Source organism: Alicyclobacillus sp. SO9 (assembly GCF_016406125.1).
GTDB lineage: Bacteria > Bacillota > Bacilli > Alicyclobacillales > Alicyclobacillaceae > SO9.
Genome location: NZ_CP066339.1, coordinates 2410968 through 2426357 on the forward strand (window position 1 = coordinate 2410968; position 15390 = coordinate 2426357).

14 protein-coding genes are annotated in these 15390 nt (G+C 49.5%); 13 read left to right on the forward strand and 1 reads right to left on the reverse strand.

Features of this window, described 5'->3' with window-relative positions:
• The first annotated feature begins 14 nt into the window (after nt 1-14).
• The 6 genes from dapA (at nt 15) to GI364_RS10945 (ending at nt 7361) form a co-directional block, all read left to right on the forward strand.
• The gene (dapA, locus tag GI364_RS10920) at nt 15-905 is read left to right on the forward strand and encodes a 4-hydroxy-tetrahydrodipicolinate synthase (protein ID WP_198853588.1); all 891 of its coding nucleotides are present in this window, start codon (nt 15-17) and stop codon (nt 903-905) included.
• Between the two features lie 359 nt (nt 906-1264).
• Nucleotides 1265-2920, forward strand: coding sequence for a ribonuclease J (locus tag GI364_RS10925; RefSeq protein WP_198853589.1), 1656 nt, complete (start codon nt 1265-1267; stop codon nt 2918-2920).
• Between the two features lie 52 nt (nt 2921-2972).
• Nucleotides 2973-3767 (forward strand): ClpP family protease, encoded by a 795-nt coding sequence (locus GI364_RS10930; RefSeq protein ID WP_198853590.1) that lies wholly within the window; start codon nt 2973-2975, stop codon nt 3765-3767.
• Complete coding sequence (locus tag GI364_RS10935; RefSeq protein ID WP_198853591.1) at nt 3764-3985, forward strand: YlzJ-like family protein; 222 nt, start codon at nt 3764-3766, stop codon at nt 3983-3985. The genes GI364_RS10930 and GI364_RS10935 overlap by 4 nt, the downstream gene beginning before the upstream one ends.
• Before the next feature lie 87 nt (nt 3986-4072).
• Nucleotides 4073-6553 (forward strand): FtsK/SpoIIIE family DNA translocase, encoded by a 2481-nt coding sequence (locus GI364_RS10940; RefSeq protein WP_198853592.1) that lies wholly within the window; start codon nt 4073-4075, stop codon nt 6551-6553.
• Between the two features lie 235 nt (nt 6554-6788).
• Nucleotides 6789-7361, forward strand: a complete 573-nt coding sequence (locus GI364_RS10945; RefSeq protein WP_198853593.1) for a hypothetical protein — start codon at nt 6789-6791, stop codon at nt 7359-7361.
• Nucleotides 7362-7401: 40 nt separating this feature from the next.
• Here the strand turns inward: GI364_RS10945 and GI364_RS10950 are convergent, their stop codons facing one another.
• Entirely contained in the window at nt 7402-7746 is a 345-nt protein-coding gene (locus GI364_RS10950; protein WP_198853594.1) for a hypothetical protein, read from the reverse strand.
• Nucleotides 7747-7893: 147 nt separating this feature from the next.
• On the opposite strand from GI364_RS10950, the gene GI364_RS10955 reads away from it, so the two are divergent.
• The 7 genes from GI364_RS10955 to GI364_RS10985 all read left to right on the forward strand — a co-directional run bounded on the left by GI364_RS10955 (nt 7894) and on the right by GI364_RS10985 (nt 15270).
• Complete coding sequence (locus tag GI364_RS10955) at nt 7894-8940, forward strand: hypothetical protein (protein ID WP_198853595.1); 1047 nt, start codon at nt 7894-7896, stop codon at nt 8938-8940.
• 78 nt (nt 8941-9018) lie between these two features.
• Nucleotides 9019-9816, forward strand: coding sequence for a DUF3388 domain-containing protein (locus tag GI364_RS10960; protein WP_198853596.1), 798 nt, complete (start codon nt 9019-9021; stop codon nt 9814-9816).
• Nucleotides 9817-9849: 33 nt separating this feature from the next.
• The gene (locus GI364_RS10965; protein ID WP_198853597.1) at nt 9850-10911 is read left to right on the forward strand and encodes a RodZ domain-containing protein; all 1062 of its coding nucleotides are present in this window, start codon (nt 9850-9852) and stop codon (nt 10909-10911) included.
• A 36-nt stretch (nt 10912-10947) separates the two neighbouring features.
• Nucleotides 10948-11439 (forward strand): YajQ family cyclic di-GMP-binding protein, encoded by a 492-nt coding sequence (locus tag GI364_RS10970; RefSeq protein WP_198853598.1) that lies wholly within the window; start codon nt 10948-10950, stop codon nt 11437-11439.
• 190 nt (nt 11440-11629) lie between these two features.
• On the forward strand, nt 11630-12208 hold the full coding sequence (gene pgsA, locus GI364_RS10975; RefSeq protein ID WP_198853599.1) for a CDP-diacylglycerol--glycerol-3-phosphate 3-phosphatidyltransferase: 579 nt from the start codon (nt 11630-11632) through the stop codon (nt 12206-12208).
• A gap of 7 nt (nt 12209-12215) precedes the next feature.
• Nucleotides 12216-13475, forward strand: coding sequence for a competence/damage-inducible protein A (locus tag GI364_RS10980; protein WP_198853600.1), 1260 nt, complete (start codon nt 12216-12218; stop codon nt 13473-13475).
• Between the two features lie 217 nt (nt 13476-13692).
• Nucleotides 13693-15270, forward strand: coding sequence for a DEAD/DEAH box helicase (locus GI364_RS10985; protein WP_198853601.1), 1578 nt, complete (start codon nt 13693-13695; stop codon nt 15268-15270).
• The last annotated feature ends 120 nt before the right edge of the window (nt 15271-15390 follow it).

Genomic DNA, 15390 nt, shown 5'->3' on the forward strand with positions numbered 1-15390 from the left:
ATGAGGTGGTCTTTATGGATTATGGGCGACTGGTAACTGCAATGGTAACGCCCTTTACGGAAAGCGGGGAATTGGATGAGTTGGGCATCAGAAGGATAGTAAACCACCTTCTGGAGACTGGAACCACAGCCATTGTTGCTGCTGGTACGACGGGAGAATCCCCGACCCTTACTCATTCGGAAAAACTGCGTCTGTTTCAACTGACGGTTGAAGCGGTCAACAAGAGAGTACCTGTGATAGCCGGGACTGGCAGTAATGACACGAAATCAGCGGTCGAATTGTCACAGGAGGCTGCAGCGGTGGGTGTGGACGGTTTGCTGCAGGTCTCACCGTACTATAATAAGCCTTCACAAGAAGGGTTGTATCAGCATTTTAAGACGGTGGCGGAAGCTGTCAATCTACCCATCATGCTCTACAACATCCCGGGCCGCTGCGGCGTAAATATTGACGTTGATACGGTCTTGCGTTTGGCTCAGATACCGAATATTACGTCCATTAAAGAAGCCAGCGGGAACTTCTCCTACATCGCCGAACTGGCCGCCAAGAAGTCTGATGATTTCTTGATGTACAGCGGAGATGACAAGTTCACACTCCCGATTATGTCGCTGGGAGGTTACGGTGTCGTCAGTGTTGCTGCTCATGTTGTTGGCCAAGAGATGACAGCAATGATTGATGCGTTCCTGACAGGCGATACTGCAGAGGCTGCAGTCTGGAACGGTCGTTTGATGCCAATGTTTACAACGCTGTTTAAGACAAGTAACCCCAGCCCCTTGAAAGCCGCTTTAAGGATGATGAATGTGGATGCAGGTCCTTTACGTCTGCCCTTGGTAGAGGCTCCTGTTGAAGTTCAGAACTTGCTCAAGGAAGAACTGGAGCGACTCGGGAAGATGCAGCTACCCGTGTAGCGGTACAGGAGAATTTTTAAAGTTGTAGAACCACGCTTACGAGGTGCTTTAGCATTGGCTGAAGCACCTTTTTTGTTGACTTTCGTTGGGGAAGTTGTAGAGGGTGACGGAAAGCTGTATAATGACAACTAAGTGAATGGTGCGGCGGCTTTGAAAACGGATTGAATCAACCTACCCTTACTTGGACGGACCGGAAGTATGGGACCTGGGATTTGTATGTCTTGAAAAGGGCATCCTGAGACCGTTTAGTGTGCGAGTCTGTTATGAACGCGCATCAGGAACGGCAGCACATTCATATGTAAAAATCGTTGTTTTTGTATTTCAGAAACAATGCTTCAGCAAATCGCGGAGGTGCAATTTTGGCAAAGAGGAAGAAATTATCAATAATTCCACTAGGTGGGGTTGGCGAGATCGGGAAAAACATGACCGCCTACTGCTACGGGAATGACATTATTGTTGTGGATGCAGGTCTGAAGTTTCCAGAAGAAGAAATGCTTGGCATTGATATAGTGATACCGGATATTTCCTATCTGTTGGAGAACAAAGACAAGGTTCGCGGCATCTTTCTGACACATGGTCATGAAGACCATATCGGGGGACTGCCATATGTTCTGAAAAGCTTGAACGTGCCGGTTTACGGCACCAAGTTGACGTTGGGTCTCGTTTCCGGAAAGCTGAAGGAACACGGCTTGTCTGATACAGTGCAGTTAAACGAGATTGACAGTAAATCGAGAATTCAGGTTGGTTCCTTTACGGTGTCGTTTTTTTACGTTAATCACAGCATCCCGGATTCTGGCGGGTTTGCGATTAATACGCCGGAGGGTCTGGTGGTGCACACGGGTGACTTCAAGGTGGACCATACGCCTGTTGACGGTCGACACGCAGATTTAAACAAATTAGCCGAATATGGGGACAAGGGTGTTCTTGCACTAGTTGCCGACAGTACGAATGCAGAACGTCCCGGGTTTACGCCTTCTGAACGATCCGTTGGCAAAACCATTGATGACATTGTCGCAAAGACGGACGGCCGCCTTATTTTGGCAACATTTGCGTCGAACATTCACAGGTTGCAACAGGTTATCCTGTCGGCGGAAAAGTATGGGCGTAAAGTTGCGGTCATTGGTCGCAGCATGGTGAATAACATCCAGACAGCCATCGATTTAGGGTATTTGGAAATTGAGCCAAGCACTTTAATCGACCCTGACGACATCAACAAGGTTCCAGCTGAAAAGCTGATTATCCTTTCAACGGGATCGCAAGGCGAACCGATGTCTGCGTTGACTCGGATGGCGAGAAATGCGCACCGGAAGGTGGAGATTTACCCCGGAGACACAGTGGTTTTGGCAAGTTCGCCAATCCCCGGAAATGAATTGTCGATTTCTCGCACAATCGATCAATTATTCCGGATTGGTGCAAACGTCATTTATCAAGGTGTTCACGTATCGGGTCACGGCAGCCAGGAAGAACTGAAACTGATGCTGAATTTGGTCCGTCCTCAGTATTTCGTTCCGGTTCACGGTGAATTTCGCATGCAGCGCAGACATGCAATGCTGGCAGAAGAAACCGGGGTTGAGCCTGAGAACGTATTTATTCTCGACTTGGGCGATGTCCTGGAGTTCGAAAATAAGGAGGCTCACCTGGGTGCCAAGATTTCAGCCGGTATGGTGATGATTGACGGTCTGGGTGTGGGCGATGTTGGAAATATCGTCTTGCGGGATCGGAAGTTATTGTCACAGGATGGCATCTTGGTAGTCGTTGTCACTCTAGGGAAGACGACCGGCGCGATTCTTTCCGGGCCAGACATTATCTCTCGCGGATTTGTCTATGTTCGTGAATCTGAAGCGCTTTTGGAAGAGGCAAGCAAACTTGTTGAAAATACCCTTGGCAAACTGGTTGCTGAAAACGTCAGTGAGTGGTCATCCTTGAAGACAGCGGTCAGAGACACCCTGGGGCGCTTCTTGTATGAGCAAACGCGTCGGCGGCCTATGATTCTGCCGATTATCATGGAAGTTTGATGATTCACCCCAAACACATGTGGAGCCTGCCTACTGAGGCAGGCTTTTTTGTATGCTTGCGCGATTGTCTCCTCATACTACATCTGTGAGTCTGAGAGGAGATGGGAATGTGCCTAATGGAAATGAACCTGATACACAGCAGCAATCCCCGGAGGCCAAGGAAGATTCCGCGATACGGGGGATTGAAGCTTTGGGGCAACCGCAGCCTGCAAAGCCTCAATCAAAGCTTTATACGGTTTCCATCATTGGTCAGATAGAAGGACATGTGGTGCTGCCGGCTCAGAACAAGACCACTAAATATGAACACATTATTCCCCAACTGGTCGCGGTAGAGCAGAACAAGGACATTGAAGGTCTTCTGCTCATACTGAACACCCTTGGCGGCGACGTTGAGGCTGGGTTGGCCATCGCTGAGATGGTTGCCAGCCTGAGTAAGCCTACAGTGGGACTCGTGCTCGGGGGAGGCCATTCGATTGGCGTTCCGATTGCTGTGAGCACTGACTACACGTATATCGCTGAGACGGCCTCTATGACAATTCACCCGATTAGACTGACCGGAATGGTCATTGGAGCGCCTCAGTCTTTTGAATACATGGAAAAGATGCAGGAGCGTGTGATTCGTTTCGTCGTCGGCCACTCACGGATTACGGAGCACACATTTCGCAATTTAATGTTGAACACCGGTGAACTTGCACGTGATATTGGGACGAATATTGTGGGGATAGATGCAGTCAACTACGGGCTCGTGAATGAAATTGGCGGCCTAAACAAAGCGTTAGCTAAACTTCAGTCAATGGTGACACAGACAAAGCGTCAGCAGCAGATGGGAGTGGGGCTCACACAATGACACTGTTTTGGAGTCTTAGGTCTTTTGAACAGGTGATGGAAGGCTGTGACAAGGATTACGAACTTGAGGAACTGAACGTGGGGTCAGCTATTATGCTGATTGAAAATGTGGGAGGCCAGAGGCGGATTTCTCGGCTGATCAGCCCCGATGCAAATGACTACTTAAACCCCGACTGGCAGCCTGGAACTATACTCGGTGAGCGGGCTAAAAACAAGTAGCTTGGCCTTCCCGGCAGGAATGGTGCGCCTTGCCTCGAATTTATCATACGGAGTATGCTGTGTTCGAGACATGTAGGAGGCGCACCAATGGGAAAGAAGCAACACAAGCAACATGTACTTCGGTATGAATTAACTGGGCTGGGATTGCTTGCTCTCGCAGCTTTGGCTTTAGGTCGCCTAGGAATTGTCGGACGGTCTATTGATGTAGCGTTCATTTACCTGACAGGAAGCTGGAGTTTTCTTGTCCCGCTGTTTATTGGGTACGCTGCAGTTTACATCATGATACAGCGCAGTGCATTTCCGTGGAACAGTCGACATATGGGACTCTTGATTTTATTTCTGAGTTTGCTGACCTATCTTGAAATGTGGTTTTTTCAACAGGTGCTGCCGTATTATCAAGGGAATCCGCCCTTGTTTCACGTCACACTGACGGCGGTCAAAAACATGGGCGTAGCAGTCTTACATCCCGCCAAGGCGCCCCCGGGCAGTGTATCCGGTGCAGGCGGGGGGCTCGTCGGGTATGCGTTGTTCAGCGTATTCTACAAGCTGTTCGGCGGACCTGGAGCACACCTGTTAGGTGTGAAGGTGATGCTGGTATTTGTTGTGATTATCGGAGCTGCACTTCTGACTCAACAGTCCCTGGTTGCCGGTATTCAAAGAGGCACCAGTTGGATGGAAAAGCGGCTGGACAGTCTATGGACTGGCAGTAAGCAGTACATAGATGTGTTGTTTGGGGCGGGTGACAGCGGGCGGAAGGATAAAAAAAGCGAAGGGAAGAAAAGCGCCAAGAAACGGTCTGCGCCGGACAGAGGACGGGACAAGTCTGCAGGCCTCGTCTTGGATGCAGAGTGGTCAGAATCCCATCATTCAGAGGTTGAGACGCCGGTGGTGAGAGATTTTGCTGCAGGAGCAGGGGATACGTCCGGTGTAGAAGAGCAAACATCATCGGATGCTCCAGACGCAGCGAAGGGGCATTTGCAGCAGGTAGGAAACCAGTTGACAATGAAGTTTCCGGATGCTCCTTCTTCCCGCCCAAAAGATGCGCCTGTGAAAAGTGCAAAAAAGGCAACAGAAGAAGGGCCGATAGAGCCGTACACAGTAGGAGTTCCTGTGCGAGACGAAAACTACCGGCTGCCGTCCGTCCGGATGCTGAGCGTCCCGAAAGGCGGAAGAAGTGGTTTTGACCATAAAAGCGCTCAGGAGAACGCACGAAAGCTGGAACAAACCCTGGAGAGCTTTGGTGTTAAGGCAAAAGTGCTAGAGATTAGCCGCGGCCCGACTGTAACTCGTTATGAACTGCAACCGGCCATCGGTGTCAAGGTATCCCGCGTCGTTAATTTGACCGACGACATTGCTCTTGCCTTGGCAGCTCAAGACATACGTGTAGAAGCACCGGTGCCTGGGAAATCGGTCATCGGTATTGAAGTGCCGAATGCAGAGGTTTCCGTTGTGACACTGCGCGAGGTGTTGGAGTCACCGGAGTTTACCAATGGGCAAAGTAAGCTGTCTCTTGCCTTGGGGCGCGACATTAGCGGCGCTGCCATTGTTGGGGACCTCCAAAAAATGCCGCACTTGTTGGTGGCAGGGGCAACGGGATCGGGAAAGAGTGTCTGTATCAACGGCATTATTACGGCCGTGCTGATGAAGGCTAAGCCGCATGAAGTGAAGTTCTTGATGATTGACCCGAAAATGGTGGAATTAAGCGTATATAACGGTATCCCTCACTTACTGGCACCCGTGGTAACGGACCCGCGTAAGGCTGCATTTGCATTGAAGAAAGTCATCCAGGAGATGGAATCTCGTTACCGTTCGTTTGCAGAGCGTGGAGCGCGTGACATCGAAAGGTACAACCAAATGCTTCGGTCTGACGGACTCGATGAGCTTCCGTATATCGTTGTAATTGTTGATGAATTGGCAGACTTAATGATGGTGGCACCTGGAGACGTGGAAGACGCGATTTGCCGAATTGCCCAAATGGCAAGAGCGGCTGGAATTCACCTAATTGTGGCGACACAGCGTCCGTCTGTCGATGTAATTACGGGTGTCATCAAGGCAAACATACCTAGCAGAATTGCCTTCTCTGTGTCTTCTATGGCCGACTCGAGGACGATTCTGGACTCGGGCGGTGCAGAAAAACTGTTAGGTCGCGGCGACATGCTCTACGTCCCCGTCGGTGCATCGAAACCTACGCGTGTTCAGGGTGCATTCATTTCAGAGGATGAGATTGAGCGTCTGGTGGACTACGTGAAGACACAGCAAGATGCAGTGTATACAGTTGACTTAAATCACGTGGGAGAAACGCAAGAAGAGAGTGCTGCGGCGGAATTGGACCCGCTCTTTTCTGATGCTGTGGATTTGGTCATTGACAATGGACAAGCTTCCGTGTCCATGATTCAACGCAGGTTCCGAGTAGGGTATGCGCGTGCGGCAAGAATTGTTGACCAAATGGAGTTGCAAGGGATGGTTGGACACTTCGAAGGCAGCAAACCGAGAGAAGTCCTTGTTGCGAAAGAACAGTGGGAACAAATAAAACAGGGACACCCGGGAGACGGTCCTGTGTCAGAATGATGCGGGAGGAGTGTCTGTTTCAATGAAAGCAGCTGCAGTTGTGCGAAGATGGCCATTGCTCTGCTTTGAGACGACCTGGCACGAGGTGGATAATGGAAGGAGCGGCGCAAGCCAAAAAGTTCGTGTGAAGCAAAGAAGTTCATGTGAAATAGATATGAAATCTCCTTGCGAATCATAGAGTAAAACAGGACAAGTTGGTCCATCTATGCTCATAGATTCGCAGGGGGTGAGACCGTTGTTTGCAGTGAGAGGGAAGTCGAATAAAGGCGGTTTGTTGATGACCGTCATCGCATTTGGCGCTATGGCGTATGCTGTTGTCATGCTAGTCATGTCTCACACTGGCATCTTGAATCGGCCGTCTTCCCAGACGGTTTCTGGTCAGAAGGCTACACAAGCAGCCGCTGGCAATGTGCCCAACGGTATTTTGCATCAAGTTGCAAAGCAATTGAACAATGTATCGGCGGTAAATGAACTATATGTACAAGCTGCTCCCACTGGTGGGTATATCGTGTCCGCCACTGCCCAAGTCAACTCAAAAGCGACGAATCAGCAGATTAAGACGGTGATTAACAATTACTTGCAAGGATTGTATGGTGGAAGTGTAAATGTGAGCGATGCACAGATATACATCCTCCAAAACGGCATAATTGTCGCTGGGGCCGGTCTGGGGAGAAGCGCATACAACAAGCTGGCAAGTACAACGGAGACAAAACCCTTTTCGCTCACTCAGCAATTGAAGACGCCCGGTATCACCAGTCAGGGGGTTAATAACGATTGGCTGGAATCCCAAGTCCCGGCATCACCGTGAGTTGTCGGGAATTGGGCTGCTAATGACATATTTGTCAATGTCAGCGACGGCGGTGAGACCCAATCATATAGGCATGGGTAAAACCAATATCACGCCTGCGCACTTCTCTGATGAGTGAGCGAACAATAGGTTCATGTCCGGTCTTCATGAGAACTTCAATAATTGTGTGAGAAGTGAAGGGTTCGTCTAGAGAATTTACGACTTCCGGGTTATCTGCCAAGTAGTCCAGCCACCGATCATCGTAAGCTTCTCCTCGGCGCCGCTTATATGCAGCCTCATACAAATCGCGGACAGAGACCGGTAGATTGAGCGTATTCAGGTAAAAGTCCAATTGATACAATGCTTTTGCCACGGACAGATGTTCTCCATGGGGTTGCCCTTCCATATCAGTACCACCTCTTAGCTTCATTATTCACTGTTCTCGTTTGAAAGGCAAGGTGAGTATTCCCTCTTTAACCATGGTACAATATACTTTGGTTGAGGAAAATATACAATGTCTCTGCAGACAGGCTGTTGAATAGGAGAAATCCCCGTGTACTTTTACCGTTTTCACCATGCTCGAAAAATAGTACTCTTTACACTGATGACTATGACTGTTTCTGGGTGTGGCGCTCCAGATTTCGGTTCAATGAAACCGACTGTTTCGAAACCTGCGGCGGAGATCTTGGTAGTGAACAAAGCCGCTGGTTGGAGTGAGTCTGCACTAGCCAAACTGCGGCAAACAAATGCATCGCTGTCTTCGTTAGCAGTGTCTGTTCAGTCTGTTACAAGCAATGAGTTGCAGAGTCGGATGGATAAGTCGTCCATTCACAACAACGTGAATCTCTGTATCGTGGTATTCCCAGGAGATATTCCGGAGAGTGCCGTTCAAATTGCCAAACAGCACACACAGACGGACTTTGAGTTTGTGGGAACATCTCCGGCACAAGGTTCGTCAAATAATATTGCACAGGTCGTACCAAATGACCTCATTCCTGCCTACATTGCGGGTTGGCTTGCTGCTTCTGTCAATCCACCCAAGGCGGCCCACTTGATTGGCATGCTTACCAACGGACGTCAGAGCCTGAGCAAACCTGAAATAGAGGCGCTCTTTGGCGGTATTTACAGCGCGGATCCGACCGCTGTATTAAAACCAGATACGAAGTTCACTTCGTCCGGAACTAATCTCACTGGCAATAGTTCTACGTCTTCTGGTGCACCTAAGCTTGGTGTACCTTCTGTAAGTGTGGAAGTGTCGCCCATATCCGCAAACAACGCCACTGTTTTGCAGGCTGCACATGCCGTTGTCTTCTCTGCTGTCAGCGCGACTGGGCCTGTTGTCTTGCAGCCGGGCCCCCCGTATCCCAAGGCAGTTCTGGGTGACCTTGAGTCTGTTGTGTCGAAACAGTGGAAGCCGGGTGTGAGAACCGTTGATAGCAGTCCGGCCTTAGTCTTAGCCGGCTCCGCGCTACCCAAGGGAACGAAGCAGGCGCTTGCACAATTAAATCCATCGAACGTTACGTCTAAATATGTGACGACAGCCTGGAAGGCGATTCCTAAGAACATACAAAAGAAGTGGCTGGCGCAGGTAGGGTTGTAACTACTTTATTCCTGAGTCGGAAATGTTTGTATCGTTACGGCTGGAACGCGGAAAGATAGTAGGAAAGGAGACCCTAATATGGGACGAGAGCAGGACACTACTCTCCCGGTAACGGATTTTTATTTTCAATACCGAATTCTGCATAACCGTCCGGGCTTACTTGGAGATCTGGCATCGCTGCTAGGAATGCTGGGTTTTAATATTGTGCAACTCAACGATTTGACGGAAGAGTCTCGCGGCTTTTTGCTTCAGACTCATGTGCCTTCCAGCGTAGAGGCTCTGAAGAACATTGTCGAGTCGTTGCACGACGTGGAGTTGACCGCTCTGCGGCCGCCGTCCCTGCGCGATAGAATGGCGCTTCGTCACGGGAAGTTTATTGACCGGAGTGATACGGAGACGAAGACGTATCGTTTTGTACGGGATGAATTAGGTGTGCTGGTAGACTTTCTGGGCGAACTCATGAAGCGTCCTGGTCGTCAAATTATCGGATTACGCGGGCAACCGCGGGTAGGGAAAACTGAATCGATTGTCGCCGCAAGCGTTTATGCGAACAAACGCTGGACCTTTATCTCGTCAACATTGCTGAAGCAAACCATTCTCAAGGACTTTCCTCATGAAACATTTGACGGTGATCAATTCGTCTATATTATTGATGGGGCTGTCTCAACACTGCGGGGCGGTGAAGAACATATGCGACTTGTTGAACAAGTGCTGTCACTTCCTGCCCCTGTGGTTATCGAACACCCGGATATTTTTATCCGTCACTCACACTTTGGGTGGAAACTGTTCAATATGTTGATTGAATTGCGAAGAGACCCTGATGAGCCCATTGAATACGAACGCTATGAACGACAAGCGATAAATTGGCAGGAATGAAGTTGCGGCAAATTCAGACGAAGGGGTGTTTTTATGGCCGAGGTCGGACAAGTTCTGCGGCGGAAAAGAGAAGAACTTGGGCTGTCACTGGACGACATTCAGACCAAGACAAAAATCCGCAAGCGGTATCTAGAAGCTATCGAGACTGGGGACTGGAGTGTTTTACCTGGTGATGTCTATGCCAGGGGATTTGTTCGTTCGTATGCAGATGCGCTGGGACTTGACGGGTTTGAATTGCTCAATCAGCTCGACGTGCAATCAGCTGCACATAGGCACTCTCAAGAGACCCCACCCGAGGGTCGTACTGACAGCGACGAGACGACGGGCGGCAGTTCAAACAGAGAGTCACATGCTTCTCAGAGTTCAACGAGGAGTCCTGGTGAGACCAAGGATACCGAATTGCTTCGAAACGATCGGAAAGTTTCGGTACCGGACGAGCCCAGTGCGGTGGAGTCGGGGCGGCGTGAAAGACCAGCGTCTCCACCGCCGAGGCCTACTCGGCCAGTAAACGACTCTTTGCGAAGGACGGGTAAGCCGAAGCGAGGCGGTACCGGTGCGCCGGTTGGGCAAATCGCAACAGTTGTCATTGGTCTGGGGATTCTCGGTGCGGGCTGGTGGTGGTTGAACCACCATGGGAACAGCAACCCTGCGAATGGCACCGGAAGCAACCACACCCAGGTTAGTGTCCCGGCAAATAGTGCAGGAAACGGTTCGACACAACAATCAGGCAATACGGCCGTTAATAACACGACAACACCGCCGCCAAAGCCGGTTTTTAAGGTTACGCCGCAACCCTTTGACACCAAGACTGGAACCCAAACCTACATAGTCACTACGACGAAAGGGTTGAGTGTACAGATGCAGGCACAACCTCCCTGCTGGATGAAGATTGTGTCACAGGACGGGAAAGCCGGAAATCCTGGCGGTATGACAGTTCAACCCAAGCAGCCAAAGACCTGGACAGCAAATAGCGTCTTGGATATCAGACTCGGTCACGTGCATGGGGTAAGCTTAAGTGTAGACGGAAAAACGGTACAGTTGCCAAGTGTGAACCATCCCATATATGTTGTGTTTAAAAAGTCCGCCAAGGCTTAAACCCAAACACACGTCTATCGTAGAGGAGGAACTGCTATGCCGAAGGATGCTTCGTTTGATGTGGTCAGTGAATTAGATATGCAGGAGGTGGATAATGCAGTAAATCAAACCGCAAAGGAAATTCAAAATCGGTTTGATTTTAAAGGAAGTAAGAGTGAAGTGAAACTTGACGATGGACAGATTGTGCTCGTATCTGATGACGAGTACAAACTATCTGCGCTTTATGACGTTCTGCAGTCTAAATGCGTTAAAAGAGGCGTTTCCTTAAAAGCTTTGAAACCGGGAAAAGTGGAACCTGCCAGCGGTGGGACCGTTCGTCAGAATGTCAAGTTGCAGCAGGGAATCGGTCAGGATGAGGCGAAGCAGATTGTCAAGTTGATTAAGAACACGAAATTGAAGGTGCAGGCCTCAATTCAAGGCGAACAGGTTCGCGTCAGCGGCAAAAGCAGGGATGATCTGCAAAGTGTCATTCAGACACTGAAAGGAGCAGATTTGGACACGCCGTTGCAATTCACTAACTATCGGTGAAGACTGTCATATGGTTGGGCCATCAAGTTGTTGAGCTGCCGCATGGACGTGAAAGCGCCAGTGTCTTCATACGAAACTTTGACATGGTTTTTCCGACTGATCTATACTAGCGTTAACGTGACTTTGCCCGAGCGTGCTTTAAATCGGAATGGCCGTTACAAAATATCTTTGGAATGGAGCGTGGATCCGCTTGAATCTGGCTAACCGCATTACGATAGCCAGAATCTTTTTTGTACCGGTGGTTGTTGTTCTCCTGCTCGTCAATTACGATTTTTGGTCGTTTACCATAAACAATGAAACCACTACAGGCAGTGAGATTATCGCCGCACTGGTGTTTATCATTGCAGCAAGCACGGATGGCCTTGATGGGTACATAGCTCGTAAACGGAAACTCATAACAAATTTTGGTAAATTCCTCGACCCCTTGGCGGATAAACTGTTAATTTCGGCAGTTCTAATTAGCCTGGTGGAAATGCAGCGTCTTTCCGCCTGGGTGGCGATTATCATTATTAGTCGTGAGTTTGCAGTGACTGGGCTTCGTATGGTTGCAGCCGCCGAAGGAGTTGTAATTGCGGCCAGTAAAGTAGCTAAATGGAAAACCGTAACGCAGATTATTGCGATGGTGGCGTTGATTCTAAATAACTTTCCGTTTTCCTACTTTAACATTCCGTTCGCAATTATAATGGTATACGTCATGGTGATATTGACCGTCGTATCCGGGGTAGACTATTTTATCAAGAATTGGCAAGCTATTGACGCAAGGAGCTAATTTCGCAGTGAATCAAGCCACGTGTAAAGCGGAACACATAGCCGTTGGTACAGAAATTCTTCTGGGTCAGATTACGAATGGCCATGCTCGAACAATTTCTGACGAGTTGGCCCGAGAAGGTTTCTTCTTGTATTATCACACCGCTGTTGGGGACAATCTGGAGCGAATTAAGGACGTTTTTAGAATTGCCAGCGAACGTTCCAATACTGTGATTGTAACGGGGGGACTTGGACCTACAGCGGATGACCTGACGAAGGAAGCACTAGCTCAGTATTTAGAGAGAGAACTTGTCACATCGCACGAAGCCTTGAGCGCATTGGAAAGCTTTTTTGCAAAACGTAATAAGACAATGCCTCCTGAAAACAAAAAGCAGGCACAGTGTGTTGCAGGCGGGGAATTGATTGAGAATCCAAATGGTACGGCTCCGGGACAGTATGTCTATGCAGGCGGGGTTCACTACTTTCTTTTGCCTGGACCTCCCCTCGAAATGAAGCCGATGCTAACAAATTCGGTCCTACCGCGGATGTCAGAGTGGTTCTCGCAAAATCAACTCCAATCACGCATACTGCACTTCTGCGGTATCGGTGAATCGACAGTCGACGAAGCTGTCTCTGACCTTTTGCAAAGACCGAATCCAAGTCTGGCTCCCTTGGCTGGCGAGGGTGAGATGCTGCTTCGGATTACTGCACACGATACGGAAGAGAGCACTGCGCAGGACTTGATTGCGCAGCTTGAACACGAGTTGCAGAGGCGATTTCAGGATTTTATCTATGGTACAGACGAGGATTCACTCCCGTCTGTGGTTGGCAGGGCTGCAATAAACGGGGCTGCTTCCGTGTCGTTTGCAGAAAGTTGTACAGGCGGTCTGATGGCTTCGATGGTGACTCAAATTCCCGGAAGTTCCGCATACTTTGCTGGAGGCGTCGTTGCGTACAATAATGACGTGAAAGCATCGGTACTCGGCGTTGACACCGATATACTCGACAACTATGGAGCGGTGTCGGCCCAAACTGCCTCGGCCATGGCAGAGGGCGTAAGGCGATTGACAGGCAGTACGTACGGTGTTTCGATTACTGGCATAGCCGGTCCATCCGGTGGCACCGAAGAGAAACCTGTCGGCTTGGTTTTTGGCGCAATCAGTTCCTTTGACGGCGGTGTCAGGATGGTTCGCATGATGCACAGCGGGTCGCGAATGCAGATCCAGATCCGCTCGGCAAAGCGTATGCTTTGGGAACTGTGGAGGTCGCTGAGAACGAAGTCACGTTGAACATTTGGAAGAGCTGCAGACACGAAAAAGGTGCTTGGAGAGACTTGGGACGACTGCACTCTACAAAAGTTGATTTTGTGTAAAAAGATCCCGTGACAGGATGTGTGTGTTAGCCAAGGTCGTGGGAATTAGACTGTCTTTGAGTTTACTTTGAGATGACCTTGGTAAACATAAGTGTATTTGACTGGACTGAAAATTGAAATGGATAGGTGAGAAAATGGCGTCATTTAAGGACTTTAACCTGAGTCGCAAGGTTCAGGATGCAATTAATGATATGGGATTTGAAGAACCATCTCCGATTCAAGCTTCTTGTATTCCATTGGTACTTGAAGGTAAAGAAGTGATTGGACAGGCCCAAACAGGAACAGGAAAAACGGCCGCATTTGGTGTTCCAATTGTTGAACGAGCAGGAACTGATCGCAGGGTGCAAGCTCTTGTGCTAACACCAACTCGCGAACTGGCAATTCAAGTGGCTGGAGAGTTCCGTAAAATAGCAAAGCACAAACGCGTTCGCAGCTTGCCGATTTACGGCGGACAATCCATTGTTCATCAGATTAGAGCCTTGCAGCAAGGTGTCCAAATTGTCATCGGAACCCCCGGCCGCGTGCTCGACCACATTCGACGCGGTACGTTAAAACTGAACTCTGTACAGATGGTTGTGCTTGATGAAGCCGATGAAATGTTGGATATGGGTTTTATTGAAGACATTGAATCGATTTTGAAGGAAACACCAGACGACAGGCAAACACTGTTGTTTTCCGCTACATTTCCGTCTGAAGTGCGGCGCTTGTCAGCTCGGTATATGAAGAAGCCGGAGCACGTCACTGTGAACCGGGGTGAGATGACGGTTCCGCTCACTGACCAAGTGTACTACAAAGTCCTTGAGCGCAGTAAGCTTGAGAGCTTGTGTCGTATTGTAGACAGTGAGGAAGTATCCCTTGGTATTATTTTCTGCAGAACAAAACGAGGCGTAGATGAGCTGGTAGAAGCTCTCTTGGCGCGAGGATATCTGGTTGACGGTTTACATGGAGACTTGAGCCAAGCGCAGCGTGACAGGGTCATGAAGAGGTTTAGGACCAGCGACATTGAACTTCTCGTTGCCACTGATGTGGCGGCTCGCGGGATTGATGTAGACAATGTCACTCACGTGATTAACTACGATCTTCCACAAGACCCGGAATCTTATGTCCACAGAATTGGACGTACAGGCCGAGCTGGTAAAAAAGGACTGGCCATCTCCTTGGCAACACCGCGCGAGTTCAAGCTGCTAAAGCAAATTGAGCGGGAAACTGGAGCAAAAATGGAAGCCAGAGAGGTTCCGTCGCTCGCAGACGTCGCGGAACGTCAGGCCGAAGTGTGGAGAAATCGCATTATCGAAGCCATTCAGGGAGGAAGTCTGGGGCATTTCCGCGCTATTCTGGGAAATGTCATTGACGAGTACGATCCCGTTGACGTAGCATGTGCAGCTCTCAAAATAGCCTCTGCGGGAGAACTTGAGAAACGCGAGGAAGAAGACTACAACTTCGGCGATACAGGTGCTAAACCAGGTATGGTGAGGTTCTTTATCAATGTCGGCAGAAACGCCAACATCAGTCCTTCCGATTTGGTCCGTACTATCTCCGAAGAGGCTGGAGTACCGGGACAGACCATTGGGAAAATCGATATTTTTGACCGCTTCACCTTTGTTGAAGTGGAGCAAGAATCAGCGCCCTTTGTCTATGAAGCGTTACGCAAGAGCAGGATTAATGGCTCGCGTGTCAATCTCGAACCTGCCAAACCTCGAGCGCGGCGTTAGGACTTGTGATGTGGGGTCCATACGATAAATCTGGCATGTGAATGAATGTAGGGTTGGACCGTGAAATACGGCCGCATTAGCGGCCGTATTTCTTTTGCTAGACTGCACGAACAAATTACT

What these genes read in the sequence shown, in the direction of transcription:
- dapA (WP_198853588.1), top strand. Translation starts at nt 15, where the DNA reads ATGGATTATGGGCGACTGGTAACTGCAATGGTAACGCCCTTTACGGAA.
- GI364_RS10930 (WP_198853590.1), top strand. Translation starts at nt 2,973, where the DNA reads ATGCTTGCGCGATTGTCTCCTCATACTACATCTGTGAGTCTGAGAGGA.
- GI364_RS10935 (WP_198853591.1), top strand. Translation starts at nt 3,764, where the DNA reads ATGACACTGTTTTGGAGTCTTAGGTCTTTTGAACAGGTGATGGAAGGC.
- GI364_RS10940 (WP_198853592.1), top strand. Translation starts at nt 4,073, where the DNA reads ATGGGAAAGAAGCAACACAAGCAACATGTACTTCGGTATGAATTAACT.
- GI364_RS10950 (WP_198853594.1), bottom strand. Translation starts at nt 7,746, where the DNA reads ATGGAAGGGCAACCCCATGGAGAACATCTGTCCGTGGCAAAAGCATTG.
- GI364_RS10960 (WP_198853596.1), top strand. Translation starts at nt 9,019, where the DNA reads ATGGGACGAGAGCAGGACACTACTCTCCCGGTAACGGATTTTTATTTT.
- GI364_RS10965 (WP_198853597.1), top strand. Translation starts at nt 9,850, where the DNA reads ATGGCCGAGGTCGGACAAGTTCTGCGGCGGAAAAGAGAAGAACTTGGG.
- GI364_RS10970 (WP_198853598.1), top strand. Translation starts at nt 10,948, where the DNA reads ATGCCGAAGGATGCTTCGTTTGATGTGGTCAGTGAATTAGATATGCAG.
- GI364_RS10985 (WP_198853601.1), top strand. Translation starts at nt 13,693, where the DNA reads ATGGCGTCATTTAAGGACTTTAACCTGAGTCGCAAGGTTCAGGATGCA.